This window comes from Streptomyces sp. NPDC050287, from assembly GCF_044459385.1.
Classification (GTDB): domain Bacteria; phylum Actinomycetota; class Actinomycetes; order Streptomycetales; family Streptomycetaceae; genus Streptomyces.
Genome location: NZ_JBITIY010000025.1, coordinates 24,861 through 51,283 on the forward strand (window position 1 = coordinate 24,861; position 26,423 = coordinate 51,283).

The window sequence follows — 26,423 nt, forward strand, 5'->3', positions numbered from 1 at the left end:
ATTGCCCAAGCCAGTTCGAAACAGCCACCCATCCGGGACCTGAGCGGCTCTCAGCGCGCTTTCCCTTTCGATAAGGAGCACAACCATGCGAGTCAGTAGATATTTGAGCGTTCCGATCGTCACGACTGCCTTGGCTCTCGCGCTCGGCGCGTGCGGGGCGGGCGGGGCCGCGCAGAGCGTGGGGTCGAAGAGTACGGCGCAGGGCGCAGGTTCGGGCTCGTCGGCCGAGCACACCGATGACATCTCGGTGGGTGTGAAGCCGGACGCGGCGGCGGTGAAGCTGTTGCCCGCGGCGGTGAAGGCCAGGGGCACGATAGCGGTGGCCATGGACCTGACCAGCCCGCCCACCTCGTTCATGGCGTCGGACAACAAGACCGCGATCGGGTTCAACCCGGACTTCTCCCGGCTGATCGCCGCCAAGCTCGGCCTGAAGCTGCAGATCAACAACATCAAGTTCGACACCATCATCACCGGCCTGCAGGCCGACCGGTACGACTTCACCGCCTCCACCATGGGTGCCACCACGGAGCGGCTGCAGGTGCTCGACATGGTCGACTACTTCAAGGCCGGCACCGGGGTGTCCGTCCCCTACGGCAACCCGCAGAACCTGAGCACCCACACGCTGTGCGGGCACCGTGTCTCTGTCCAGTCGGGCAGTACCGCGGAGCTGCAGTGGCTGCCCCTGCTGTCCAAGCAGGACTGTACGAGCAAGGGCAAGCCGGCCATCAAGGCGGTGACGCTGCCCAGCGTGAACGACGCGCTGACCCAGCTGGTGTCCAAGCGGATCGACGCGGTGATGTACGACTTCACCGGGCTGCAGTGGGCGGCCAGCCAGCAGCCCAGGACGTTCGAGGTCCTCAAGCCCCTGGTGGCGACCAAGACCGTGACCGTCGCGCTGAAGAAGAACTCTGCGCTGACTCCCGCGGTGAAGGCCGCCATCCAGTCCATCATCGACAGCCCCCAGTACGCCCAGGCGCTGGGCCGCTGGGGTTTTGAGGGCCTCGGGATCAAGACCGCGGCCATGGCCGTCCCGCAGGACTGACATGCCCACGGATCTGATCGGTACGAAGACCAGGAGCCGACCGGTGCCACCACTGCTGGCCGAGGAAAAGAAGCGGATCACGCCGAAACGTCCGCGCGACTACGTGGCCTGGCTTGTCGCGATCGCGATCGTCACCGGCCTGGTGTGGACCGCGGTGACGAACGAGAACTATCGCTGGCCGGTGGTGTTCAGCTACTTCACCACCCAGACCATCCTCAACGGCCTGCTGGTCACGCTCCTTCTCACGGTGGCCAGCATGGCGCTGGCCACCGTGCTCGGGCTGCTGCTGGCCGTGATGCGCATGTCGCACCAGCGACCCATCTCCGGGCTCGCCCAGCTCTACATCACCTTCTTCCGCGGCACCCCGGTGCTCGTGCAGTTGATCTTCTGGTTCAACATCGCGGCCTTGTACCCGCACCTGTCGGTCGGTATCCCGTTCACCGACATCTCCACACCGGTGAACGTGAACGCGATCATGACCCCGATGACCGCGGCCATCGTGGGCCTGACGCTGAACCAGGCCGCCTACATGTCCGAGATCATCCGCGGCGGGTTCGCCTCGGTCAGCCGCGGACAGCACGAGGCCGCGGAGTCACTGGGCATGTCGGGGTTCACCAAGCTCCGGCACGTGATCATCCCGCAGACCATGCCCGCGATCATCCCGGCCACCGGCAACCAGGTGATCGGCATGCTCAAGGAGACCTCCCTGGTGAGCGTGCTCGGCGTCGCCGACCTGCTGCAAAGCGCACAGGCCATCTACGCCCGCACCTACCAGACCATCCCCCTGCTGATCGTGGCCAGCCTCTGGTACCTGATCATGACGCTGGCGCTGAGCGTGCCGCAGTCCATGATCGAGCGCCGGTTCTCCCGCTCGACCCGGACACGGCTGACCCCAGCCGCCGCGGCCGAGCCCGGGGCCGGCCAGCCCGTTCCCACCACGAGGGAGTCCCTGCTGTGAACGCCGACGGAACGATCGTCGCACGCAAGCTGTGCAAGAGCTTCGGACGTCACCAAGTCCTGCGTGACATCGACCTGAGCGTCGCGGCCGGAGAGATCTCCTGCATCATCGGGCCCAGCGGATCCGGCAAATCCACACTGCTGCGCTGTATCAACGGCCTGGAGACCGCCGACCGCGGCGTCCTCAAGGTCAACGGAGAGGACTTCGGCTACGTCGAGAAGGACCACGCCTACCACGCCGTCCGCCCCAAACGACTGGCCGAGCAGCGCGCCCGCATCGGCATGGTCTTCCAGCAGTTCAACCTGTTCCCCAACATGACCGCCGAAAGCAACATCATGTCCGGACCGGTACTGGTGCAGAAGAAAAACCGCGCAGCCAGCCTCGAGCAGGCACGAGAACTGCTGGCCAAGGTCGGCCTCGACGGATGCGGCCACAAGTACCCCGCCCAACTGTCCGGCGGGCAGCAGCAACGCGTGGCCATCGCCCGCGCCCTCGCCATGGAACCCACCATCATGCTGTTCGACGAACCCACCAGCGCCCTGGACCCCGAACGCGTCGGCGAAGTACTCGCCGTCATGCGCGACCTCGCCGGCAACGGCATGACCATGCTGGTCGTCACCCACGAAATGGCCTTCGCCCGCGAAGTCGCCGACGAAGTGCTGTTCATGGACGACGGCATCGCAGTCGAACGCGGCGGCGCCCGCGAACTACTGGCCAACCCACGCGAGAAACGAACCCAGGCATTCCTCGAAAAAGTGCTCTAGACAGCGGCACACGCCTACGGCAACGGAACCGACAACATGCCCGGCCCAGCTTTTGCTCAGGCCAAGACCCCCCCTTCCAAGGCTTCACCACCGACCACCCCGACGGCCGGCCGGCTCACGCACGTCAGACTCACCCGCCACCGGCCCGGCAACCTCGAACAGAGCGGATCGGCCAGAACAACACGCTGGTCAAGCTCCTGACCCCGCTGCTGGTCCAGATCGCGCCGCCGCTGATCGGCGACCGCGCCGTACTCGGACATCGCAGGCGTCCTCGCCGAGGCGTCGGCGGCCCGCATCTGATCCCCTTTTGGAAAGGATCCCCATGTATTCCATCGGTTCGTTGACCGTCGCCCCGGGCGAGCGCGCCCAGGGCCTGATCCCGGTCGGCACCAGCAGCTACGGCGTGGAGCTCGGCATTCCGCTGATCGTCGTCAACGGCGCCCAGGACGGCCCGGTCCTGTGTGTGGACGCGGGCGTGCACGGCGACGAGTACGACGGCCAGGAGGCCATCCGACGCGTCCTCGCCGAGCTCGACACGGCCACCCTGCGCGGCACCGTCGTCGGCATCCCCTGCATGAACACCCCTGCCTTCGAGGCGGCCGCCCGCGCGAGCGGCATCGACCACCTCAACCTCAACCGCATCTTCCCGGGCGACGCGGAGGGCTCGTACTCGCAGCGCCTGGCCGCCACCTTCGTCGAGCAGGTCGTCCCGGCCGTCGACGCCGTGGTCGACCTGCACACCGGCGGCGCCTACGGCGAGATCGCCCCGCTGGTCATCCTCCAAGGCGGCTACGAGGACCTGGCGACGGACCTGGCGCTGGCCGCCGGACACGAGCTGGTCTGGAAGGGCGGCAAGTGGGGCGGCACGGTCCGCCACCCCGTCCTCGAAGCCGGCAAGCCCGCCATCACCATCGAGTGCGGCGGCGCCACCTACCGCGAGACCAACGTCGAGCACCACATGAACTCGATCCGCAACATCCTGCGCCGACTCGGAATCACCGACGGCGAGGCACAGCTGCGTGACACCTACACGACCGTCTCCGGCACCTTCGCCCGCTCCGCCGCCGGCGGCTTCTTCGTCGCCCGCGCCGAGCCGGGAGAGACCTGCAAGGAAGGCGACCTGATCGCCACCATCACCGACCACTACGGCAACACCCTGGAAGAGGTGTCGGCCCCGCAGGACGGCATCGTGCTCTGGGTCCGCCGGATCCGCACGGTCCGTCCCGGCGACGAGGTCGTCATCTTCGGCGAGGTGCTCGGGGAGATCCGGCCATGAGCGGCGAACTGCAGCTGACCGAGCTGCTGATCGACGGCAAGCAGGTCCCGGCCGCCGACGGCCGCACCTTCACCGTCCTCGACCCGTCGAACGGGACGGCCATCGCCCAGGTGGCGCTGGCCGGCAAGGCGGACGTGGATCAGGCAGTGGCCGCGGCGCGCGCGGCCTTCACCACTCCTGAGTGGGCCGGGATGCGTGCCGCCGACCGGGGCCGCATCCTGTACCGGATCGCCGGGGCCATCCGCTGCCAGGGCGACAGACTGGCCCGCTTGGAGAGCCAGGACGTCGGCAAGCCGCTCCGCCAGGCGAAGGCCGATGTCGAGGCGGCCGCCCGCTACTTCGAGTTCTACGCGGGCGTCGCCGACAAGCTCGGCGGTTCGACGATCCCGCTCGGCCCCGGCCTGATCGACTACACCGTCCGCGAGCCGATCGGCGTCTCCGGCCACATCATCCCCTTCAACTACCCGCTGCAGAACACCGCGAGAGGCTCCGCCCCGGCGCTGGCCGCGGGCTGCACGGTGGTCCTCAAGCCGTCACCCGAGGCGCCGCTCACCCCGCTGGAGATCGGCCGGATCGCCCTGGAGTGCGGTCTTCCGCCGGGCGTTCTCAACGTGGTCCCCGGTGACGGCGAGACCGGCGCGGCCCTGGCCGGCCACCCAGGCATCGACCAGGTCACCTTCACCGGTTCGGTGCCCACCGGTATCAAGGTCGCCCAGGCCGCCGCCGCCAACGTGGTGCCCTCTGTCACGGAACTGGGCGGCAAGTCACCGGTCGTCGTCTTCGCCGACGCCGACTTCGACCTGGCACTCGGCGCGGTCGCCGCCTCCGTGTTCGGCAACGCGGGGCAGACCTGCTCGGCCGGCACCCGGCTGCTGCTCCAGCGCGGCGCCGAAGAGTTCCTGGACAAGCTCGTCGCGCACGCCGCGTCCCTACGCGTAGGCCCGGGTCTCACCGATCCGGACGTCGGACCGCTGGTCGCCGCACGGCAGCGGGACCGGGTCCTCGGCTACCTGGAGCTGGCGCGGCAGGAGGGCGCCGTGGCACGGGCCGGCGGAGGCGCCCCCTCGGACCCTGAGCTGGCCGACGGCTACTACGTCGAGCCGACCGTCCTGACCGGGGTGGACAACCAGGCCCGTTGCGCCCGCGAGGAGATCTTCGGTCCCGTCGTCACGGTCATCGAGTTCGACGACGCGGACCAGGCGCTGGAGATCGCCAACGACAGCCCGTACGGCCTCGCCTCCTATGTGTGGACCCGCGACATCGACAAGGCGATGCGCATGGCCGAGGGCATCCGGGCCGGCCAGGTCTTCGTCAACGCCACCGGCGTCGGCACCGGCGTCGAGCTTCCCTTCGGCGGCTACAAGCACAGCGGCTGGGGCCGGGAGAAGGGTCTCGAAGGCCTGTCCAGCTACCTGCAGACCAAGAACGTCTGCATCGGGTTCGGCAACCGGTCATGAGATACCGCACGCTCGGAGCGCGCGGCCCGGCCGTCTCGGTCGTCGGCGTGGGCGGCAACAACTTCGGCAGTCGTCTCGACGAGGACGGAACGAAGGCCGTCGTCCACGCCGCCCTCGACGCCGGGATCACCCTGTTCGACACTGCCGACATGTACGGCGGGTCCGGTGAGCGGGGTGGCTCGCGCGGCGACGGCGAACGCCTGCTGGGGGCAGCCCTCAAGTGCCACCGCGACGACATCGTGCTCGCCACCAAGTTCGGCATGGAGATGAGCCGGGACGCCGACCTGTACGGTCCGCGCGGATCCCGCGCCTACATCCGGTACGCGGCGGAGGCATCGCTGCGCCGACTCGGCACTGACCGGATCGACCTGTACCAGTACCACGGACCGGACGGCATCACGCCACTGCAGGACACACTCGCCGCCCTGCGCGAACTCGTCGACCAGGGCAAGATCCGGTACATCGGCTGCTCCAATCTCCCGGCCGAGCACCTCACCGACGCCTTCGTCTCCACCCAGGCCCCCTACCACCTGCTCGACCGCAGTGTGGAGCAAGACCTGATCCCGGCCTGTCTGCGCCACGGCGTCGGCCTGCTGCCCTACTATCCCCTGGCCAACGGCCTGCTCAGCGGCAAGTACCGGCACGGCGAGCAGCCCCCGCCCGGCAGCCGTCTGTCCTGGCGGCAGGGCTGGCTCACCGACGAGGCCCTCGACAAGACCGAGGCGCTCACCGCATTCGGCGCGAAACGCGGCCTGACCCTCCTCCAGGTCGCCGTGGGCGGACTGGCCGCGCTCCCGGCGGTCGGCTCTGTCCTCTGCGGCGCCATGAACCCCGAACAGGTCACCGCCAACGCGGCGGCAGCCGACTGGATCCCCGGCGCGGCCGACCTGGCCGCCCTGGACGCGATCGTCGCCCCCGGCGAACGCGTCGTCTGAAGTCCCCACCCCTCTCTGGAAACCGCGAGACTGAGGCTGAACACCATGCGAGAGATCGTCACCTTCGACGCCTATGCAACCCTGATCAACTTCGAGCTCGGCCCCACGACCCTCAAGGTCCTCGAGGACCGGCTGAACCTGGACAACCTGGACGTCGACGAGTTCCTCGACGACTTCCGCGTCATGCGCTTCCAGGCCGTCCTGGAGGCCTACCGCCCCTACCACGAGATCCTGCACTCCAGCCTGCGCAACGCCATGCGCCTGCACGGCCTGGAGTACCGCGAGTCCGACGGCGACGCCCTCGTGGAGGCCGTCCCCACCTTCGGCCCCTTCCCGGAGGTCCCGGACGCGCTGCGCGCCCTGAAGACCAGGTACGAGATCGCCATCATCTCCAACAGCGACGACAACCTGATCGCGCGGAACGTGGAGAACATCGGCGTCGACTTCGACTACGTCATCACCGCCCAGCAGGCCGGCGCCTACAAGCCGGACCGTCAGACCTTCGAGCACGCCTTCAAGACCATGGGCGTCGAGCCCTCGCAGGTCATCCACACCGCGCAGGGCTGGGAGTACGACCACATCCCCACCCGCGACCTCGGCCTGAAGCGCCGGGTGTGGATCAACCGCTACGGCCGCCCCGGCAGCGCCGACTACCAGCCCTACGACGAGCTGCCCGACCTGTCGGGCCTGCCGAAACTCCTCGGCTGCTGACCGACGGCGCACCGGCGACACAGGACTGAGAGCACAGAGGACGCACGCCATGAAGCAGATCCCCTACTGGCTGGACACAGCCCCCGCCCTGCCCGACCGTTCCGGAAAGGACCTGCCCGACGAGGCGGACGTGGTGGTCATCGGCGGCGGCCTCACCGGCCTGTCCACCGCCTACCACACCGCCCGCAAGGGAGCCCGGACCGTCCTGGTCGAGAAGGACAAGGTGGGCTCGGGCGCCTCCGGGCGCAACGGCAGCATGTGTACCCAGGGCATCACCATCAACCCCGCCGAGGCCCGCAAGCGCTACGGGCAGGAGCGCGCCCGCGAGCTGTACGACGCCTTCCGCGAGGCCGTCGACGTCGTCGAGGACCTCACGCAGAAGGAACAGATCGACTGCGACTTCAACCGCTCCGGCCGCCTCGGCCTGGTCTGCAAGCCCCAGCACTTCGATGGCCTGCGCGCCAAACAGCACGACCTGGCCGAGAACTTCGGCCACGAGACGGTCGTCCTGAGCAGGAGCGAACTGCGGGCCGAGCTCGGCTCCGACTACTACCACGGCGCTCTGCTCGACCCGCTCAGCGCGGGCCTGCACGTCGGCAAGTTCGTCGGCGGCCTGGCGGACGCCGCCGAACGTGCCGGCGCCGAGATCCACGAACGCAACGCCGCCACCGGCCTCACCCGCCTCCCAGGCGGCGGCTTCCTGGTCGAGACGCTGCACGGCACCATCCGCGCCAAGCAGGTCATGGCGGCGACGGACGCCTACACCGACAAGTCGATGCCGTGGTTCCGCAAGCGGCTGATCAACGTCGGCAGCTTCATCATCGTCACCGAGCCGCTGGGCGAGGCACGCGCCAAGGAGCTCATCCCGAACGGCCGCCTGCTGGTCGCCCACAAGAACGTCGGCCACTACGTCCGCCTCACCCCGGACAACCGCCTGGCGTTCGGCGGCCGGGCCCGCTTCGCCCCCTCCAACCCGGCCTCCGACGCCAAGAGCGGTGACATCCTCAAGCGGGAGATGACCGAGATCTTCCCGCAGCTCGCGGGGGTGCGGATCGACTACGTGTGGGGCGGCATGGTCGGCATGTCCTGGGACCGCATCCCGCACGCGGGCGAGGTCGACGGCCTGTACTACTCCATGGGTTACTGCGGCCACGGTGTCCAGATGGCCACCTACATGGGCCGTGCGGTCGCCGAGATGATGGACGGCAACCCCGAGGCCAACCCGATGCGCGGCTTCGGCTTCCCGAAGGTGCCCGTCCCCTTCTACAACGGCACGGCCTGGTTCCTGCCGTTCGGCGGCGCCTACTACAAGGCGAAGGATCGCCTGTTCTGAGCAGGTACCGACACCGGTGACACCACGGGGGCCTTTCGCACAGCGGTGCGGGAGGCCCCCGCGACGCCCCCTGAAAGAAGGCCGTACACCCATGACCGCCGTCACCCGCAGTGAGCACGATCTTCTTGGTGACCGGGATGTTCCCGTCGGGGCGTACTGGGGTGTTCACACCCTGCGCGCGACCGAGAACTTCCCGATCACCGGCACCCCGATCTCCGCCTACCCGCACCTGATCGACGCCCTCGCCGCCGTCAAGGAGGCCGCCGCCCTCGCGAACGAGGAACTTGGGCTGCTGGAGGCGAAGAAGGCCGACGCGATCGTCGCCGCGTGCCGGGAGATCCGCTCCGGCGAACTGCACGGCCAGTTTGTCGTCGACGTGATCCAGGGCGGCGCCGGCACCTCGACGAACATGAACGCCAACGAGGTGATCGCGAACCGGGCGTTGGAGCTGCTGGGCCACGCCAAGGGCGAGTACCGATATCTGCACCCCAACGAGGACGTCAACCTCGGTCAGTCGACGAACGACGTCTACCCGACCGCCGTCAAGATCGCGACGGTGCTCGCGGTGTGCGGGCTGCTCAAGGCGATGGCTGTCCTTCAGGACGCCTTCGCCCGCAAGGCTGTCGAGTTCCGTGACGTGCTGAAGATGGGCCGTACGCAGTTGCAGGACGCGGTGCCGATGACGCTGGGGCAGGAGTTTTCCGCGTACGCCGTCATGATCGAGGAGGACCGGTCCCGTCTTGCCGAGGCTGTCGAGTTGATCCATGAGATCAATCTGGGTGCCACGGCGATCGGCACCGGGCTCAACGCCCCTGCGGGCTATGCGGAGTCGGCCCGCCGTCATCTCTCCGAGATCACCGGTCTCCAGCTGGTCACCGCCGCCAACCTGGTCGAAGCCACCCAGGACTGCGGGGCGTTCGTGCAGATGTCCGGCGTCCTCAAAAGGATCGCCGTCAAGCTCTCCAAGAGCTGCAACGACTTGCGCCTGCTGTCCTCGGGGCCGCGCGCGGGCCTCGGCGAGATCAACCTGCCGCCGGTGCAGGCCGGTTCGAGCATCATGCCGGGCAAGGTCAATCCGGTGATCCCCGAGGTCGTCAACCAGGTCGCCTTCGAGGTGATCGGCAACGACGTCACCATCACCATGGCCGCCGAGGCCGGACAGCTCCAGCTCAACGCCTTCGAGCCGATCATCCTGCACTCCCTGTCGGAGAGCATCACGCACCTGCGCAACGCCTGCCTGATCCTGGCCGAGCGCTGCGTTGACGGCATCACCGCCAACGCCGAGGCGCTGCGAAAGTCGGTGGAGAACTCCATCGGTCTGGTCACCGCCCTCAACCCGCACATCGGGTACACGGCGGCCACCGACATCGCCAAGGAAGCCCTCGCCACCGGCCGCGGTGTGGCCGAACTGGTCCTGGAGAAGGGCCTGTTGCCCGCCGAGACCCTCACTGACCTGCTCCGCCCGGAGGTTGTGGCCGGAAGTGGTCAGGTACTGGCCTGACGCCACCGGCACCGGCCCGGATCCGGCCCGCCCCGGGCATCGCCGTGCCCGCACAACGATAGGAACGGGTGCCCCCTTTCTCGAGGCAAGGACCGCCCGCGACCGACGAGGACGCATATGAGACTGCAGGACGTCAACGCCGTGATCACCGGAGCGTCGAGCGGGATCTGTCAGGCGGTCGCCTCCCAAGGCGTCCGGCCCACTCGCGGAGATGACCTACGACGACGCACGCGACGTGCTCCACAGCAACCTACTGAGCGCGTTCCCGGTCATGAAGCACCTGATGCCGCTGGCCCCCGAGTCGGGAGGGTCGACGGTGTGCGTCAGGTCGATCTCTGACGCCCTGCGCGCGGACGCCTGAGGCGACCGCGCACGACAGACACGACAGAAAGGCCCTCCCTCTCATGGACAAGGTCCGCGCGAACGCCGCCGAGGGGTCGCCGACATCCCCGACGGCGCGTCTGTGGCCGACCCCTCCAGCACTGTGACGATCTCGTGACCCGCGCGGCACAGTGCGGACCGAGCCAGGCAGCAGGAAGAGGGCCGGTGCGTCATCGCAGGTGGCACCAGGTCAGAGCAGGTCAGAAGCACCAGAAAGCTGTCCGGCTCCAGTAGGGGCGCCGGCAGGTCAGAGGCCCTCGAACAGCCGACGCAAGCCTCACCTACCGCTGGTCGTGACAAGGGTGGCGCGGCGCCAGGCGTCCTCGACGAAGGTGAGAGAGGGCCGGACGTAGGCCATGGTCGCGGCGATATGCCGGAACGCCCCGCCCGGACCAACCCGGACGGGGCCTTCGTCATGTGGTGAGTCGGGACCCCGGTTCGGCGCCGCGCCTGCCCCGGCCGCCGAGGGTCATGCCGATGGCGCCGTCGGGGCATGGATCCGGCACCTCAACGGGGGGCCGGGGCCGGGGCCACCGCACCTTGTGCGCGCAGCACGGCGATGTCGTCCTCGGTGACGCCGAGTTCGCTGAGCAGGGCATCGGTGTGCTGACCGAGTGCGGGGATCCCACCCATCGGTGGCTCGTAGCCGGCGATGACCGGAGGGGGAAGCAGAGCGGGCACCTGACCGTGAGGTGTGTCGATCCGGCGCCACCGGTCGCGGGCCCTCAGATGCGGATGGGCTATGACCTCGCTCGGTGTGTTGAACCGGGCATTCCCGATCCCTGCGGCATCCGCGTCGCTCTGCACCTGCGTCAGGTCATGGCGCGCGCACCAGTCGGCGATCTCCGCGTCCAGGAACTCACGGTGCCCGGCCCGGCCGGAGGTGGTACGAAAGCGTTCGTCGTCGGCCAGGTCGGGCCGGCCGAGAACGTCACGCGCGAATCGCTGCCATTCGCGGTCGTTCGTCGTGCCCAGGACGACTGTCTGGCCATCCGCTGTGCGGTAGGCACCGTACGGCGCGACCGCGGGCGAGCCCATGCCGACCGGCTGCTGGTCCACACCCGTGTGCAGCGTGTAGGTGAGCGGATACCCCATCAGCTCCGTCATCGTGTCGAACAGACTCACCGCGACCGCGGTGAGGCCGCGGCCATGGCCACGCTCCCTGCCGCAGAGCAGCGCCAGAACCGACAACGCGGCATACAGGCCCGTGCACACGTCGGCCATCGGCGGACCGGCCTTGGCCGGCGCACCGGGAAGGCCCGTCGTCGCGCATGCGCCCGACTCCGCCTGGGCCAGCAGATCGTAAGCACGCTTGTGGGACAGCGGGCCTCCCGGCCCGTAACCGTCGATCTCCACGGCGATGAGTTCCGGGTGGCTGACGGCCAGGTCGGCGGGCGCGATACCGAGCCTCGCCGTGGCACCGGGAGCAAGGTTGGAGACCATCACATCGGCGCGGTCGAGCAACCGGTGCAGTACCGCCATCCCGGACGGATCCTTCAGGTTCAGCGTGATGGACTCCTTGCCCCGGTTGACCCACACGAAGTGCGCCGCCATGCCGCCCACCACGTCGTCGTAATGCCGGGCGAAGTCACCGCCTTCCGGGTTCTCCACCTTGATCACCCGGGCCCCGAAGTCACCGAGGGTGCGGGTGCAGAGGGGAGCCGCCACCGCCTGTTCCAGGGACACCACCGTGATGCCCGCCAGTGGCCCGGCCGACTTGGCCGCGTCACCAGCGGTTGGTCCCGGGTCGGAGCATTCCGCCCGCTCGGTGTCTGCCACGTTCATCCGATCACCCTTCAGGGTCCGGGGAGGAAAGCCGGGCCTCGCCATAGGTTTCTCCTCGACCTTGTCGTACCTGCTGTGCCGGGCGTGTCGGTGCTGTGGCCCGCGCCGCCCACCGCATGCCCGCCCCGTCGTGGCAGGTCCGGTGAACCGCGCAGCGCGGCCGGCCAAGAACGCGCTGCTGCCCTCGGCGAAGTCCGCGCCGGCCGGCAGTTGCGGCTGTGCCCGTACCTCCTGGGCGAGTACGGCGTCGAGTTCCGCGGGCCGGAACGCCAGGATCCGCTTGCTCTGCTCGATGGAGAACGGAGCTCCTTCGGCGAGCCGCCCGGCCCAGCCGTACCGCTTCCTGCCGTGCGGATCCGGGCACGCAGAGGACGTCGGCCAGACCGCGAGCGCCCGCACTCATCCGAGTCCAGCACGTCGGCGAACCGCAGCGGGCGCTTCGCCGTGCCCGGCCCGACCCGCGCCGGCAGCGACCAGAGCGGTCCGGCGTCCGGGATCAGCCCGATCCTGGCGAAGGCGCAGCCGAACCGGGCGTCACGGGCCGCCACCACGTGGCCGCAAGCCGCCGCGAGCGACATGCCGAGCCCGAAGGCGACACCCTCGACCGCCACGAGCACCGGCTCGGGGCCCCGGACGATCGCCCCTACGATGCCCGCGACCACCTCCGTCCGCGCGGCGGACTCCTCCGGAACCGGTGTCATGGAGCGGATGTCGCCGCCCGCGCAGGAGCTGCCTCTCGCGCCGGTCGGCACCACTGCCCAGAACCGCTCGTCGCGCGACGCGTCCCGCAGTGCGGTGAGGAGTTCCTGGCCGCCGGTCGGGTCGAGGGCGTTGTGGCGACCGGGCTGATGGGGCGTCAGCACCTCTACCGGCCCGTCGTCCTCCACGAGCACGGCCACGCCTGGAATCCGCTCGCTCATGGCGGTCCCCGCTGCCGGCCCACGACCGCATCGCGACGGCCGGTCGCCTTCCCCGTACGGCCCGGTGGTCTCACGCGCCTCACTCATGGAGCCGCCCGCGCCGCCCGTCACGCGTGCTCCCGCAGCAACTGCCTGCCCACGATGAGCTTCTGGATCTCGCTCGTCCCCTCGTAGATGCGGAAGAGTCGCACGTCCCGGTAGAAGCGCTCGACGGGAACGTGGCGCATGTATCCCGTGCCCCCGTGTATCTGGACGGCACGGTCGGCCACCCGGCCCACCATCTCGCTGCAGAACAGTTTCGTGGAGGACGGCGCCAGCCTGCGGTCCTCGCCCGAGTCGTACGCGCGGGCCGCCTCCAGCACCATGGCGCGGGCCGCGTACATCTCGGCGTGCGACTCGGCGAGCATGGCCTGGACGAGCTGGAACTCGCCGATGGGACGTCCGCCCTGCCGGGTGACCGAGGCGTGCGCGACGCTTTCGTCCAGGATGCGCCCGGCCAGCCCCACACACATCGCCGCGACGCTCAGACGTCCCCTCGCCAGCGACCGCATGGCGGTGCGGAACCCCTCTTCCTCGCGTTCTCCGACGAGGGCACTCGCCGGAAGGCGTACGTCGTCGAAGAAGACCTCCGCGCTCAAGGCCCCCGACTGGCCCATCTTGTGGTCCCTCGGTCCCACGGTGACGCCGGGGCTGTCCGCGTCGACGGCGAAGACGGAGATCCCCTCGGCGCCCGTGCTCTGCGGCCCGGTGCGGGCGAACACCATGAAGACACCGGCGAGCGGGGCATTGGTGATGAACCGCTTGCTGCCGTTCAGGATGTAGCCGCCCCCGTCGCGTACGGCACGGGTCCTGATACCGCTGGGGTCCGAGCCCGCCTCCGCCTCCGTGAGCGTGAACGCCGCGATCAACTCCCCGGCGGCCATCCGCGGCAGATAGCGCCGCTTCTGCTCCTCGGTGCCGGTACTCGCCAGGAGCTGGCCGGCGACCCCGTTGTTGATGCTGAACATCGAACGGAACGCGGGCGTGGTGTAGCCGATCTCCAGGGAGAGGCGTACGTCCTCCGTCATGGAGAAGCCCAGCCCGCCGTACTCCTGGGGCAGCGCGTAGCCGAACAGGCCCATGGCCGCGGCCTTCTCACGGAGATCCGCCGGGATCTCGTCCTTCTCCTCGATCTCGTTCTCGCGCGGGACGACCTTCTCGCGCACGAAGGCCCGCACGGCCGCCAGAACGGCGTCGAACTCGTCTGGTTCCATTGGCTTTTCGCACTCCTCGATTGTGGGCGCCTTGTCGATGCGGGCCCCAGGGCTCGGGCTGCTTGGGCCGCTTGGCCGCTCCGGGCTCCGGGCTCCGGCGGCTCGGGCTAACCGGCTGCTCCGGCTCAGCGGGGAAGGAGTTCCAGGACGGTGGCGTTCGCCATGCCGCCGCCCTCGCACATCGACTGCAGGCCGTAGCGGGTGCCGGTGGCTCGCATGTGGTGGAGCAGCGTCGTGGTCAGCCGGGCGCCGGAGGCTCCCAGGGGATGGCCCAGCGCGATGGCGCCGCCGTCGGGATTGAGCCGGTCCGGATCGGCGCCGGTCTCGGCCAGCCAGGCGCAGGTCACACTCGCGAACGCCTCGTTGATCTCGAAGGCTCCGATGTCCTCGATGCCCAGACCGGCGCGCTTGAGGACCTTCTCGGTGGCCGGGATGGGGCCGGTCAGCATCGTCACGGGGTCGACTCCGACAACGGCGAAGGAGTGGAAGCGGGCGATCGGGCGCAGACCGAGTTCACGCGCCTTCTCGCCGCTCATGACCAGCAGCGCCGACGCACCGTCCGATATCTGCGAGGAGTTGCCGGCCGTGACCACGCCGTCCTCGGTGAACGCGGGCTTCAGACCCGCCATCGTGGCGGGCGTGCCGCCGCGCCGTACTCCCTCGTCCGTGTCGACGGTGCGTATGGAACCGTTCTCGTCCGTCACGTCCACCGGCACGATCTGGGACTTGAACCGCCCCTCGTCGATCGCGGCCGCCGCGTTGGCGTGCGACCGGAGGCTGTGCGCGTCGAGTTGCTCCCGGCTCAGCCGCCAGCGCCGCGCGATCTCCTCCGCGCCCAGCCCCTGGTTGAACCGTGAGACGCCGTACCGTGCCCGTACGGCCGGGCCGAAGGGTTCGCCGGGGCCCCGCTCGCGGCCGGAGCCCAGCGGAACGCGGCTCATCGACTCCACGCCGCCCGCGACCACGACGTCGTACTGGCCGCTCATCACTCCGGCGGCCGCGAACTGCGCCGCCTGCTGCGAGGATCCGCACTGCCGGTCGATGGTGACGCCCGGCACCTCCTCCGGCCATCCGGCGGCCAGGACGGCGTAGCGGCCGACGCAGCCGCCCTGCTCTCCGATCTGTGAGACGCAGCCCCACAGCACGTCCTCGACCAACGCCGGGTCCAGGCCGTTGCGTTCGGCAAGGGCCCGCAGCACCACGGCGGACAGGTCTACCGGGTGAATACCGCTGAGCGAGCCGTTCCGCTTGCCCATGGGGGTACGGACGGCGTCCACGATGACCGCGTCACGCATGTCAGACCTGCCTTTCCGCGCTGTCCGGCGCGCCGGATTCCTGTGTGCCCGAGGGGGGTTCGCCCGGGTCCCGAGTCGTCCGGGCCAGGCGGCGGAGCTCGGTTTTCAGCACCTTTCCGGCCGCGGACAGGGGAAGTTCGTCGACGAAACGGACCTCTCTGATCCGCTTGTACGGCGTCACGCGCTCCGCGACGTACTCCATCAGCTCCTCGGCCATCGCGCCCGGCTCGGCGGCGGGGACCACGAAGGCGACGGGGACCTCGCCGACGGCAGGCACCGCCTTCCCGACGACCGACGCCTGGAGCACTGCCGGGTGTCCGCCGAGGATGTCCTCCAGCTCGCGCGGGTACACGTTGTAGCCCTTGTAGATGAGCATGTCCTTCGACCTGCCGGACACGTACAGGAAGCCGTCCGCGTCGAGGTGGCCGGTGTCGCCGGTGCACAGCCAGCCGTCGACGAACTGCGCGGCGGTCTCGTCCGGGCGGCCGAGGTATCCCGAGGCCACCTGAGGGCCGCGCACCCAGATCTCGCCGCGCTCGCCCCGCGGCACCTTCCGGCCGGGATCCAACGGGTCCCTGATCTCCAGCTCGGTGTCGAACAGGGGAAGTCCCTGGCTGCCCGGCTTGCGCAGCCCGGCCTTCGCGATCGGGCCGCTGGACACGGTTGCCGTCGCCTCCGTCAGGCCGTAACCCTCGATGACGGCGGCGTTGGGGAAGACCTCTGTCAGCTGCTCCAACGAGTGCGTGTCTATGGGGGCGCCACCCGACACCACGGCCTTGACCGAGCTGAGGTCCCGCGTGCGGATGCCCGGTGTCGCCAGCAGGGCGTGATAGAGCGCCGGGGCGCCCGGGATGTACGCGATCCGGTGCCGTTCCACCTGCTCCAGGTACGACTCCGCATGGAAGCGGCCGCTCAGGATGGTGGTGGCGCCGCACAGGAGGAAGAAGTTGAGGCTGATCAGGCCAAGGGCGTGGAACAAGGGCGAGATGCACAGCGTGGCGTAGGTACCCGGTGCCAGGGCGTAGTCGCCGGAGGTCTCCAAGGGGTTCAGCACCACACCGCCTTCGCTGTCGAGCCCGGGGAGCGCCCCGGAGCGCCAGCAGGCGACCTGGATGGTGTTGGCGACGATGTTGCGGTGCAGTATGCGCACTCCCTTGGGTGCTCCGGTGGTTCCGCCGGTGTACCCGTACTGGGCGACGGAGTCGGTGGGGACCAGCACCTCTGGCGGGTGGGTGCTATGGCCCGCGACGAGGTCCGCCAGGGCGGTGCCCACCTTCCCGAACAGCTTTGCGCGGTCGTCCGGCCTCTCGGCCGGGGCCGATGCGCTGGGCGGCACGATGACGACCAGCCGGACCGGCAGCCCGTCGATCGCCTCGGCCAGCACCGGTGCCGGCTCCGGATGGGTCACCACAGCCACCGCGGAGCAGTCGGCGAGCTGGGCGCGCAGGGCCCTGGCCGGCTGGGCGGGGTTGGCCGGGCAGACTGTCGCGCCGGCGAGTGTGATGCCGTAGTAGGCGACGGCGAACCACAGGGTGTTCGGCAGGTGCAGGGCGACCACGTCACCCTGCCGTATGCCGCGCGCCCTGAGGCCGCGTGCGAACGCGGCAGCCTGTTCGTACAGACCGGTGAAGGTGAGAACCTGGTCACCGTCGCGTATGGCCGCCCGGTCGCGGTAGCGGCGGGCCGAGCCGGCGAGCACCGCGCCGAGCGGGACATCGGGGTAGTCGAGGCGGCGAGGCAGTCCCGCGGGCCAATAGTCGGTCATGTGCCGCTCCCTTCACGCGTCGGCCGGCGGCCTGTCATGCAGGGCTTTCGCGCCGTACGGCGGCTCATCGCACGACCTCCGCGTCGAAAAGCTTCTTGATCTGCTCGGGGTCCCGGCCCGTCTCGGCGAGGACCTGCGCTGTGTGCTCGCCCGGAAGGGGGGCCGGCCGGACGTGCCGGCGAGGGGTGGAGGAGCCGAACCGGGGAGCCGGGGCGGGCTGGAGGACTCCCGTGGCGTCGGTGAGGAAGGTGCCGCGTGCGGCGTTGTGAGGATGGCGCGGTGCCTCCACCAGCGACAGCACGGGGGTGACACACGCGTCGGCGTCGGCGAACACGGCGGCCCAGTCGTCGCGGGTCCGGGCGGCGAAGACCTCCGCCAGGCGCCGCCGCATGACCGGCCAGCGGGAACGGTCCCACTGCTCGGCGAAGTCGGCGTCCGCGACCAGGCCGAGCCGTTCCAGGAGGGTGGCGAAGAAGGGCGCCTCGATCGCGCCGACCGCGACGTACTCGCCGTCGCGGCAGCGGTAGACGCCGTAGAACGGGGCTGTGCCGTCCAGGTAGTTGACGCCCCTGCTGTCGGTCCACCGCCCCTGGTGCAGACGGCCGTAGATCATGGCCAGCAGCTGAGCCGACCCGTCCACCATGGCGGCGTCCACGACCTGGCCCTTCCCGGTGGCGCGTGCCTGCACGACCGCGCACAGCACACCGAAGGCGAGCAGCGCGCCACCGCCGCCGAAGTCGCCGAGCAGGTTCAGCGGCGGGACCGGCGGACCGTCGGCCTCTCCGATGGCCCCCAGGGCCCCCGACAGGGCGATGTAGTTGATGTCGTGCCCGGCCCGCGGCGCGAGCGGCCCGTCCTGCCCGAATCCCGTCATCCGTCCGTAGACCAGGCGCGGGTTGCGGTCCTGGCACGGGCCGGGGCCCACGCCGAGCCGTTCGGCCACCCCCGGCCGGAAGCCCTCCAGAAGGACATCGGCATCCGCCACCAGGTCGAGGACGGCGCCGACGCCTTCCGGGTGCTTGAGGTCGATGGCGGCCGAGCGCCGGCCCCGGTGCAGGACGGGATCGGGTTTGCCGGCCACGTCCGACGGGCGCTCGACACGGATCACGTCCGCACCGGCGTCGGCGAGGAGCATCGCACAGAACGGCCCCGGCCCTATGCCTCCCAGCTCGATGACCCGCACTCCGGTGAGCGGCCCCGGGGCCGCATCGGGTACGGCGCCGTTCGCACGTTTGGGGTCTTGTTCTTCGTTCACCGGCCGCTCACCGGCCTCGCCAGACGGGAGCACGCTTCTCGGTGAAGGCCGAGGCGCCTTCCCGAGCGTCTTCCGAGTTGAACACCAGCTCGGTGATCGGCTTCTGACGGCCGAACAGCTCGTCGCGTGGCCAGCCGGGAGACTCCACGAGGATACGTTTGCTGACCCGTACGGCGAGCGGACCGTTGGCGGCGATGGCGGAGGCCAGCAGCCTCGCCTCCTTCAGCGCGCCGCCGGGCGGAGTGAGCCGGTTGACCAGTCCGAAGTGGTGAGCCCGTGCCGCGGTGAGGGGGTCGCCGGTGAGAGCGAGTTCCATCGCGATCTGGTACGGGACCCGGCCCGGCAGCCGCAGCAGTCCCCCGGCCACCGCCACCAGACCGCGCTTGACCTCGGGCAGCCCGAACTTGGCGTCCTCGGCGGCGACGACCAGATCACTCGCGAGGGCGATCTCGCATCCGCCCGCAACGGCGTAGCCCTCGACGGCGGCGATCAGCGGCTTGCGCGGCGGGGTCTCGGTGAGGCCGGCGAAACCGCGCCCCTGCACGTGGGGGCGCTCGCCCCGCAGGAACGCCTTGAGGTCCATGCCCGCGCAGAAGGTGCCGCCCGCGCCGGTGATGATGCCGACCGCGAGGTCGTCACGCTCGTCCAACTCGTCCAGCGCGGACGCGATCGCCTCCGCGACGGCTCGGGTGACCGCGTTGCGGGACTCGGGCCGGTTGATGGTGATGACGGCGATGCCGTCGCCGTACTCGACCAGTACTTCGTCTGCCACGGCAGCTCCTTTACGGTGGCCAAGCGAGGGTCGCGGTTGGGGAGTAACGGTTGAGCGCCGGCCTTCAGCGCGGGGCCAGGCGGATCGCGCCGTCGAGGCGGATGGTCTCTCCGTTGAGCATCGGGTTGTCGATGATGTGCAGGGCAAGTTGTGCGTACTCGTCCGCCGCGCCGAGGCGCGGGGGGTGCGGCACCGCGGCAGCGAGCGCGTCGAGCTTCTCCTTCGGCCTCCTGCCGAGCATCGGCGTGTCGAACAGGCCGGGCGCGATGGTGACGACCCGGATGCTCTTGCTCGCCAGATCCCGGGCCGCACACACGGTGAGGCCGGCCACTCCGGCTTTCGACGCCGCGTACGGGGCCTGTCCGATCTGCCCCTCGAATGCCGCGACCGACGCCGTCATGACAACCACTCCGCGGTCGCCGTCGAGTGGTTCGTTGCGGGCCATGCGGGCGGCGGCGAGCCGGAGCACGTTGAAGGTGCCGATCAGGTTGACGTCGACCACGGCGCGGAAATGGTCGAGGTCACCGGCGGTGCCGTCCTTGTCGACCACGCGGAGCGGACCGCCGCGGCCCGCGCAGTGGACGACAGCGCGCAGGGCTCCTGTCCGCTCGGCGGTGTCGAGGACGGCGGTCATGTCCTCGGTGCTCGTCACGTCGGCGGGGACGAAGACGGCCTCGGGGCCGAGGTCGCGGACGGCGCGGTCGCCGTCCGAGGAGGGCAGGTCCGCGACGGTGACGCGGGCGCCGGCCTTGAGAAGCCGCCGTGCCGTCGCCAGGCCGAGCCCCGACGCGCCGCCGGTCACCACTGCGGATATTCCGCTGGTCTGCATGGACACTCCAGTCGGTCGAGTCGGTGTCGGATCTGCCGCCGCCGGCACCGCGAAGGCTCGGCGACTGCCGTCGTGCGCCGGGCCACGGCCGTTGCGGTCGGGACCGCAGCCGATGGAGAGAAAATGGAAGGTAACTTGTCGAACGATCGTTAAGTTAGGCCGCCGCCTGACCCACTGTCAATGACCGCGACGAAAAGTGGGGGCGGCCTACCTGGCCGGCGCCTCGCCGTGCCCGACCATGGCGAACGCCAGCCGCACGTACCGGTCGCACAGCTCCGCGGTCCCGAGGTCGCCGGACGGGTCGTACCACTGGGCGACGGCGTTGCACATCGCCATGATCGCCCGGCGGGCGTCGTCCGGGTGCGGGGTCCGGAAGACTCCGGCGGCCATGCCGTCGTCCATGGCCTTCTGGAAGAGTCCCGATACGGCGTGCCGTCTTTCGATGATGGGGTTGCGGTACTCGGGTTCGAGGTAACGGAGTTCCTGGAGGGTCAGCAGACTTTCGACCTGCCGCCGTACCCGGTAGTCGACCGTCACTCTGACCAGGGCGGCCAGCCGCGCGGCGGGGTCGTCACCGGCTTGGGCCAGTTCCTTCTCGCAGTGACGGAAATAGTCGTTCAGCGAGTCCTCGATCAGGGCGTGGAAGAGCTCCGCCTTGCCGGAGTAGTAGTAATAGAGGGCGGACAGACTCATGTCGGCCCGCTTGGCGATGTCCCGGATGGAGGCGCCGAAGTAGCCGCGCTCCGCGAAGACGTCTCGTGCGGCGTCCATGATGGCGTCCCGGCCGTTTCCCCGGGGGCCGGAGGTGCCGTTGTCCGTCGCCTTGCCGCTCTTGCCCGCCGCTTTACCGCTCTTGCCCGCCGCTTTACCGCTCGTCGTATCCATGGCCCCAGCCTCCCAGAACGAACGAACGATCGACAGCCGCCCCCTGCCATGCGGAGCCGAGGGCCGGCGCACCGCCACCGCCGGCCCGCCGGGCACAGTCCCCCGTGTCATCCGGCCGACGGAACTTTGTACTCCTTCGCCAGGTCGGATGCGAAGAAGTCACCGAGTGGTTCGACTCCGGCGAAGACACCCTTGTCCACACCCAGCACCTGGGCCTCGCGCGAACTGGGCTCAGCGGGATCGGAGAAGTCCTGAGGCGGGAGCAGGCCGGGCAGCTTGAAGTCGGTGACAGCACTACGGGCCTTGAGCACGCCCGGGCGGGTGAGGTCATCGCAGCTCTTGCCGAGGATCTCGGCGTACAGCTTGGTCATGGCGTAGGCATGGACGACTCCGCTGCTGGCCTCCGGTGCCTTGCCGTACTGGTCCTTCCAGGCAGCGGCCAGCTTGCGGGCGGAGGCGGTGTCCGCGCCGAGGGCGCCCAGCCCGGAGAGCCTCGTGTAGTGCTCGATGAGCGCGGGCGCCGCAGACGTCGTGAGCAGGCTGGTGGCGAAGGTCGACACCCCGCCCATGATCGGCACCTCCATGCCGGCCGCCTGCGCCACTGCCGCCACCGAAGCCGCCTGCTTGGGCGTCGAGTCGACCAGGATCGCCTTGACCTTAGCCGACTTGAGCGCGTTGACCTGGCTGGTGAAGTCGGTCGCGGTGGGGTCGATCTGCCGGCCGACGACCTTCAACCCCAGCTTCCCCGCGGCGAACTTGCTGCCCCGCAGGCTGTTCTCGCCGATCTCTCCCTGGAGGTAGATGTGCCCGACCAAATCGCCGCCGCGCAGTTCGCCCTTCCTCACGAGCCAGTCCAGGCCGTTGATCGTCTGGATGTCGTACGTGGCGCCCAGGACGATCAGGTGCTCGTCCCCGAGGAGGGTCGACGCGAACGTGGTCAGGCCGGCGAGTTCGTCCTTCGCCTCCATCTTGTCCCGCAACGCCGTGACGACCGGTGTGCCGAGGATGTTCAGATAGCCGAGGACCTGCGGATCCATCTCGTCGTACGCGGCGACGGCCTTCTGCGGGTCGTAGCCGTGGTCGCGGGTCACGAGTGCCAGCTTCCGGTCGCAGACACCGCCTGCCGCGTTGATCTCCTTCACGGCGACGTTGCTCGCGTCGAGGATCGTCTTGCCGGTGCCCGCGAACGGGCCCGACAGGTCCATCAGCACCCCGAGCTTGATGGTGGAGTCACTGACCCCGGGCGCGGCGGCGGTCCCGGCCGTTTCGGCCTTGGTGGAGCAGCCGGCAACCGCCAGCGTGAAGGCCAGGGCCGTGGCCGCCAGGCCGACTGTGCGCGATTTGTGCATCGGTGTGTCTCCTCGCTGGGAAGCGGATGAGGTGGCTGACAGCACACGTCCGGCAAGGTGGGGGGCGGGTCTGGAGGTCTGAGGCGACGGACGCTTGCGGATCGGGGGTTCAGGGGGTGGCGGCCGCGGCCGGGCGACGGCTTCGTAGCGGTCGAACGGCGCCGGCCAGCGCCGCCAGACCGCCCGGCTGGACGATCACGGCCACGATGACGACCGCGCCGTACACGAACTGTGCCGCTGTCGACGCGTCCAGTCCCTGCCCGCCGGCTCCGGTGACGAACGGCAGGGAATCCGCGTACCGGGAGAACAGCAGGGGCAGCGTCACGACGAAGACCGCACCGGCGATCGCCCCACCCACGGATCCGAGGCCGCCCAGGATGACCATCACCAGATAGTTGACCGACAGGTTGAGGCTGAAGTAGTCGGGGACGGTGCGCTGGAAGGCCAGTGCCGTGAGTACACCGGCGGCGCCGGCATACATCGACGACAGTACGAAGACGGCTGCCTTGGTGCGTCGTACGTCGACGCCCATGGCGTTCGCGCCGATCTCGCTGTCCCTCATGAGCCTCAGCGCCCTGCCGGGCCGGCCGCGCAGGACGTTGCGGCCGAGCAGCGCCGCCCCGACGGTGACGACGAGGAACAGGTACCACTGGCTCTCGGCGGCACCGAACGGAACGCCCAGGACGGTGACGTCCGCCCGGTCGGAGAAGGAGAACCCGCCGATCGACATCGGCACGACGGTCCGGCCCTCGAAGCCGCCGGTCACCGGCTTCATGTTCTGCAGCAGATGGTGGCCGAGGAACACCAGGCCCAGGGAGGCGATGCCCAGGTAGATGCCGCGCAGGCGGCTGGAGACCGGGCTGAACAGCAGGCCGCAGACGCCCGCCAGCAGGACGGCCAGGACCGCGGCGAGAAGCGGGGGGAGGCCGAGACCGGACACCCCGCCGCCGCCTTCTCCGGCCAGGAAGGCATAGCCGTATGTGCCGACGGCGACGAAGAAGGCGTGTCCCAGGGACAACTGTCCCGCCGCGCCGAGCAGGATGGTGAGGCCGATCGCGCCGACCGCGGCCGCCATCGCGAACAGGCCCATGTTCAGCCAGAACGCGGAGACATACAGGGGCAGTGCCAGGAGGACCACCAGGGCGGCGGTCAGCGCGCACAGGGCCGGCACACGCCCTCCCCCAGGAAGCCGGGACGTCTCAGGCACGGCTGACCTCCTTCGCGCCGAACAGGCCCGAGGGCCGCCACAGCAGAATGCAGATCATGATCACGTAGGCCACGACGTCCCCGAGCCCTCGCCCGAGGAAGGAGAGCGCGTCCTGGTACTCGGCGACGGTCACCTCGGCGACGCCGATGACCAGACCGCCCACGATCGCCCCTCCGAGCGAGTCGAGGCCACCGATGATCGCGGCGGGCAGCGCCTTGACGGCCGCGGTCCCGGTACTCACGGCCACGCCGGGGCTGGGGAACGACGCGAGACCGACGCCGGCCGCGACGGCGAGGATGCCGGCCGCGATCCAGGCACCTGCCGAGACCCGCTTCAGCCGGACACCGGCGAGCGCCGCGCCCTCCCGGTCCTCGATCGAGGCGCGCATGGCCAGGCCCCAGCCGGTGTGGCGGAGGACCGCGGCGAGAGTGGCGATCAGCAGCGGCACGGTGACGATCGTGATGATCACGGACAAGGGCAGTACCACTGAGCCGAAGTGGACCACGTGTCCGTCCCAGGGAGCGCCGAGTGGCAGCACGCTCTCCCCGATGCGCCAGCTCAGTTCCGCGGTGAGCACCACGTTGACCCCGATGGTGAGGATCGCCAGCGCGTCATGCTTGCGGCCGTCGACCCGGGACAGCAGCAGTCGCTCCACCACCAGCCCCAGCGTCCCGGCCGCGACCAGGCCGAGCGCCACGGCGGCCGCGAAGCCGATGTGCGGGCTGGTCTGCGCCACCACCCACACGCCGAAGAGCACGAACGAGGCGTGCGCGAAGTTCACCGTGCGGGTCGCCTTGAAGACGGTGACGAAGCCCAGGGCGATCAGGGCGTACAACAACCCCAAAGACATACCGTTCAGCAGGATTTCGACTCCGCGGGTCATCACGACAACCTCTCCGCCACCTGGTCGTTTCCGGATTCCATGGGCGCGCCCAGATAGGCGCTGATCACTTCCGGATGCTGCCTTACGTGTTCCGGCGTGCCGTCCGCGACGACCTTGCCGAAGTCGAGGACGGTGATGCGGTCGGCGATCGACATGACCACTCCCATGTCGTGCTCGACGAACACCACGGTCAGTCCGAGCGCGTCACGTGCCGCGGAGACCAGGCGGGCGAGTTCCGCGCTCTCGGCGGTGTTCATCCCGGCGACCGGTTCGTCGAGGATGAGCACCCGCGGCTCCAGGCACAGGGCCCGGGCGAACTCCAGGCGCTTGAGGTCCCCGTAGGCGAGGCTCGCCGCCGGGCGGTGAAGAACACCGGACAAGCCGGCGAACTCCGCTATGTCGCGCACCCGCGCTTCGTGGACACGCTGTTCACCGCGGCCCAGTCCCAGTGCGGTCGCGGCGATGCCGGACCGGGTCAGCCGATGCCGGCCGACCATGAGGTTGTCGAGTGTGGACTCGACCGGCGACACGACGATGTTCTGGAAGGTGCGGGCGACTCCCCTGCGTGCCACCCGGTCCGGACGCAGGCCCGTCACCTCCTGACCGTCCACCATGATGCGGCCCGAGGCGACACGGTAGATCCCCGACAGCGCATTGAGCAGCGTCGTCTTCCCGGCACCGTTGGGACCGATGACGGCATGGATCGTGCCGGGCCGCACGGTGAATGACACACCGTCAAGCGCGCGCAGACCGCTGAACACCACGCTCACGTCCTCGACACGCAGTTCCGGTGCCGTTTGCGTTTGAGTCGTCGTCATCCGGACCACCTGCTCAGCGTCGGCACTTCTCCGGTTCCGGGCCCGGGCCGCGGTGCGGATCCTCCGGCGCCCTGGCCGGCGTCCGCGTCCGCGCCCAGGTAGAGGCGGCGCACATCGTCGCTCTGCGCCAGTTCGTCCGTCGGTCCGCTCAGCACGACCCGGCCGAGGTCGAGCACACAGGCCGAGTCGGCGACCGACAGCGCCATCGCCGCGTTCTGCTCCACCAGCAGGACGGGGACCCCTTCCCGGCTGATCTCGCGGATGGTCTCGCCCACGAGATGCACCAGCCGCGGCGCGAGGCCGAGTGACGGCTCGTCGAGAAGCAGGAGTCTCGGCTGCGCCATCAACGCCCGGGCGATGGCGAGCATTTGCTGCTCGCCGCCGGACAGCGTCCCGCCACGGGCGCGTCGCCGCTCGGCGAGCCGCGGGAAGAGTTCGTACATCCGACGGCGTGTGCGCTCACGGACCGCCGACGACCGCACGGTGAGCGCACCGACGTTCAGGTTTTCCTCCACCGTCAGACCGGCGAAGATGTGCCGTCCTTCCGGTACCTGCACGAGCCCGTGCGCCACGGTACGGGCGGTGTCCGCGCCGGTGATCCGTTCGCCACGGAACCGGACGGAGCCTTCGGTGACCCCGCCGCCGTACAGGCCGAGCGTGCCGGAGACGGCGCGCATGAGCGTCGTCTTGCCGGCGCCGTTGCTGCCGAGGAGCGCGACGACGCCGCTGCCGCCGACGTCCAGGGACACTCCCCGCAGAACGGGTGCGCGAGCGCCGTACCGGACGACGAGTCCATCGATTTCGAGCACTTCGGCCCTCCCTTGCCGCCCTGAAGCGACGCCACGCGTCATTCATCGATCGTTCGTTAAGGCCAGCGCGAACGTAGGGTGAGCCACGTCACTCGGTCAAGGTCCCTGCACATGATCCCTTGTAGCGGCACTGAGTGAAGGGTTACGAGATCGCACGGTTCCGCCTGGACAGCGGGACCGGTACGCTGTTAAACGATCGTTCGATAAATCTGAATGGGTCGGAAGACGAGGGGCCTTCGC

General features: G+C 69.7%; 25 protein-coding genes. 10 read left to right on the forward strand and 15 right to left on the reverse strand.

All coding sequences use genetic code 11. The annotated features are described in order from the left end of the window. The first annotated feature begins 85 nt into the window (after positions 1–85). Genes ACIBK3_RS44835 through ACIBK3_RS44845 form a run of 3 tightly spaced genes read left to right on the forward strand, consistent with a single transcriptional unit; the run spans position 86 to position 2,764 of the window. Positions 86–1,042: an ABC transporter substrate-binding protein gene (locus ACIBK3_RS44835; protein ID WP_399374293.1), complete on the forward strand. Its 957-nt coding sequence runs from the start codon at positions 86–88 to the stop codon at positions 1,040–1,042. Position 1,043: 1 nt separating this feature from the next. Further along, positions 1,044–2,000: an amino acid ABC transporter permease gene (locus ACIBK3_RS44840; RefSeq protein WP_399374294.1), complete on the forward strand. Its 957-nt coding sequence runs from the start codon at positions 1,044–1,046 to the stop codon at positions 1,998–2,000. After that, positions 1,997–2,764: an amino acid ABC transporter ATP-binding protein gene (locus tag ACIBK3_RS44845; protein WP_399374296.1), complete on the forward strand. Its 768-nt coding sequence runs from the start codon at positions 1,997–1,999 to the stop codon at positions 2,762–2,764. The genes ACIBK3_RS44840 and ACIBK3_RS44845 overlap by 4 nt, the downstream gene beginning before the upstream one ends. 56 nt (positions 2,765–2,820) lie before the next feature. On the opposite strand, the gene ACIBK3_RS44850 is transcribed toward ACIBK3_RS44845, so the two are convergent. After that, entirely contained in the window at positions 2,821–3,024 is a 204-nt protein-coding gene (locus ACIBK3_RS44850) for a hypothetical protein (RefSeq protein WP_399374297.1), read from the reverse strand. A 62-nt stretch (positions 3,025–3,086) separates the two neighbouring features. On the opposite strand from ACIBK3_RS44850, the gene ACIBK3_RS44855 reads away from it, so the two are divergent. The 7 genes from ACIBK3_RS44855 (at position 3,087) to ACIBK3_RS44885 (ending at position 10,338) form a co-directional block, all read left to right on the forward strand. Continuing rightward, a complete protein-coding gene (locus tag ACIBK3_RS44855; protein ID WP_399374298.1) occupies positions 3,087–4,040 on the forward strand; it encodes a succinylglutamate desuccinylase/aspartoacylase family protein in 954 nt (317 codons plus the stop codon). Further along, on the forward strand, positions 4,037–5,497 hold the full coding sequence (locus ACIBK3_RS44860) for an aldehyde dehydrogenase family protein (RefSeq protein WP_399374299.1): 1,461 nt from the start codon (positions 4,037–4,039) through the stop codon (positions 5,495–5,497). The genes ACIBK3_RS44855 and ACIBK3_RS44860 overlap by 4 nt, the downstream gene beginning before the upstream one ends. Continuing rightward, complete coding sequence (locus tag ACIBK3_RS44865) at positions 5,494–6,432, forward strand: aldo/keto reductase (protein WP_399374300.1); 939 nt, start codon at positions 5,494–5,496, stop codon at positions 6,430–6,432. Before ACIBK3_RS44860 ends, ACIBK3_RS44865 begins: the two co-directional genes overlap by 4 nt. Positions 6,433–6,477: 45 nt before the next feature. After that, on the forward strand, positions 6,478–7,143 hold the full coding sequence (locus ACIBK3_RS44870; RefSeq protein ID WP_399374281.1) for a haloacid dehalogenase type II: 666 nt from the start codon (positions 6,478–6,480) through the stop codon (positions 7,141–7,143). Positions 7,144–7,192: 49 nt separating this feature from the next. Then, on the forward strand, positions 7,193–8,476 hold the full coding sequence (locus tag ACIBK3_RS44875; protein ID WP_399374301.1) for an NAD(P)/FAD-dependent oxidoreductase: 1,284 nt from the start codon (positions 7,193–7,195) through the stop codon (positions 8,474–8,476). A 91-nt stretch (positions 8,477–8,567) separates the two neighbouring features. Then, complete coding sequence (aspA, locus tag ACIBK3_RS44880) at positions 8,568–9,977, forward strand: aspartate ammonia-lyase (protein ID WP_399374302.1); 1,410 nt, start codon at positions 8,568–8,570, stop codon at positions 9,975–9,977. A 211-nt stretch (positions 9,978–10,188) separates the two neighbouring features. Next, positions 10,189–10,338, forward strand: a complete 150-nt coding sequence (locus ACIBK3_RS44885) for a hypothetical protein (RefSeq protein ID WP_399374303.1) — start codon at positions 10,189–10,191, stop codon at positions 10,336–10,338. 527 nt (positions 10,339–10,865) lie between these two features. Here ACIBK3_RS44885 and ACIBK3_RS44890 read toward each other — a convergent pair. From ACIBK3_RS44890 to ACIBK3_RS44955, 14 genes are all read right to left on the reverse strand, one after another. Further along, the gene (locus tag ACIBK3_RS44890) at positions 10,866–12,137 is read right to left on the reverse strand and encodes a CaiB/BaiF CoA transferase family protein (protein WP_399374341.1); all 1,272 of its coding nucleotides are present in this window, start codon (positions 12,135–12,137) and stop codon (positions 10,866–10,868) included. A 17-nt stretch (positions 12,138–12,154) separates the two neighbouring features. Next, positions 12,155–13,063, reverse strand: a complete 909-nt coding sequence (locus tag ACIBK3_RS44895; RefSeq protein ID WP_399374304.1) for an enoyl-CoA hydratase/isomerase family protein — start codon at positions 13,061–13,063, stop codon at positions 12,155–12,157. A 107-nt stretch (positions 13,064–13,170) separates the two neighbouring features. Beyond that, on the reverse strand, positions 13,171–14,316 hold the full coding sequence (locus ACIBK3_RS44900; protein ID WP_399374305.1) for an acyl-CoA dehydrogenase family protein: 1,146 nt from the start codon (positions 14,314–14,316) through the stop codon (positions 13,171–13,173). A gap of 125 nt (positions 14,317–14,441) precedes the next feature. After that, positions 14,442–15,611, reverse strand: coding sequence for a thiolase family protein (locus ACIBK3_RS44905; RefSeq protein WP_399374307.1), 1,170 nt, complete (start codon positions 15,609–15,611; stop codon positions 14,442–14,444). A 1-nt stretch (position 15,612) separates the two neighbouring features. Continuing rightward, positions 15,613–17,376 carry a class I adenylate-forming enzyme family protein gene (locus ACIBK3_RS44910; protein ID WP_399374309.1) on the reverse strand — a complete coding sequence of 588 codons (1,764 nt, stop codon included), beginning with the start codon at positions 17,374–17,376 and terminating at the stop codon, positions 15,613–15,615. 64 nt (positions 17,377–17,440) lie between these two features. After that, entirely contained in the window at positions 17,441–18,631 is a 1,191-nt protein-coding gene (locus ACIBK3_RS44915) for a CaiB/BaiF CoA transferase family protein (RefSeq protein ID WP_399374311.1), read from the reverse strand. Positions 18,632–18,638: 7 nt separating this feature from the next. Beyond that, the gene (locus ACIBK3_RS44920) at positions 18,639–19,403 is read right to left on the reverse strand and encodes a crotonase/enoyl-CoA hydratase family protein (protein WP_399374312.1); all 765 of its coding nucleotides are present in this window, start codon (positions 19,401–19,403) and stop codon (positions 18,639–18,641) included. A gap of 64 nt (positions 19,404–19,467) precedes the next feature. After that, a complete protein-coding gene (locus ACIBK3_RS44925) occupies positions 19,468–20,232 on the reverse strand; it encodes an SDR family NAD(P)-dependent oxidoreductase (protein WP_399374313.1) in 765 nt (254 codons plus the stop codon). Between the two features lie 207 nt (positions 20,233–20,439). After that, positions 20,440–21,117, reverse strand: a complete 678-nt coding sequence (locus ACIBK3_RS44930; protein ID WP_399374314.1) for a TetR/AcrR family transcriptional regulator — start codon at positions 21,115–21,117, stop codon at positions 20,440–20,442. Between the two features lie 107 nt (positions 21,118–21,224). Beyond that, a complete protein-coding gene (locus ACIBK3_RS44935; protein WP_399374316.1) occupies positions 21,225–22,466 on the reverse strand; it encodes an ABC transporter substrate-binding protein in 1,242 nt (413 codons plus the stop codon). Positions 22,467–22,575: 109 nt separating this feature from the next. Beyond that, on the reverse strand, positions 22,576–23,673 hold the full coding sequence (locus tag ACIBK3_RS44940) for a branched-chain amino acid ABC transporter permease (protein WP_399374318.1): 1,098 nt from the start codon (positions 23,671–23,673) through the stop codon (positions 22,576–22,578). Beyond that, positions 23,666–24,556: a branched-chain amino acid ABC transporter permease gene (locus ACIBK3_RS44945; RefSeq protein ID WP_399374320.1), complete on the reverse strand. Its 891-nt coding sequence runs from the start codon at positions 24,554–24,556 to the stop codon at positions 23,666–23,668. Before ACIBK3_RS44945 ends, ACIBK3_RS44940 begins: the two co-directional genes overlap by 8 nt. Next, complete coding sequence (locus ACIBK3_RS44950) at positions 24,556–25,374, reverse strand: ABC transporter ATP-binding protein (RefSeq protein ID WP_399374321.1); 819 nt, start codon at positions 25,372–25,374, stop codon at positions 24,556–24,558. The genes ACIBK3_RS44945 and ACIBK3_RS44950 overlap by 1 nt, the downstream gene beginning before the upstream one ends. Continuing rightward, positions 25,371–26,225, reverse strand: coding sequence for an ABC transporter ATP-binding protein (locus ACIBK3_RS44955; RefSeq protein ID WP_399374322.1), 855 nt, complete (start codon positions 26,223–26,225; stop codon positions 25,371–25,373). The genes ACIBK3_RS44950 and ACIBK3_RS44955 overlap by 4 nt, the downstream gene beginning before the upstream one ends. Positions 26,226–26,423: the final 198 nt, after the last annotated feature.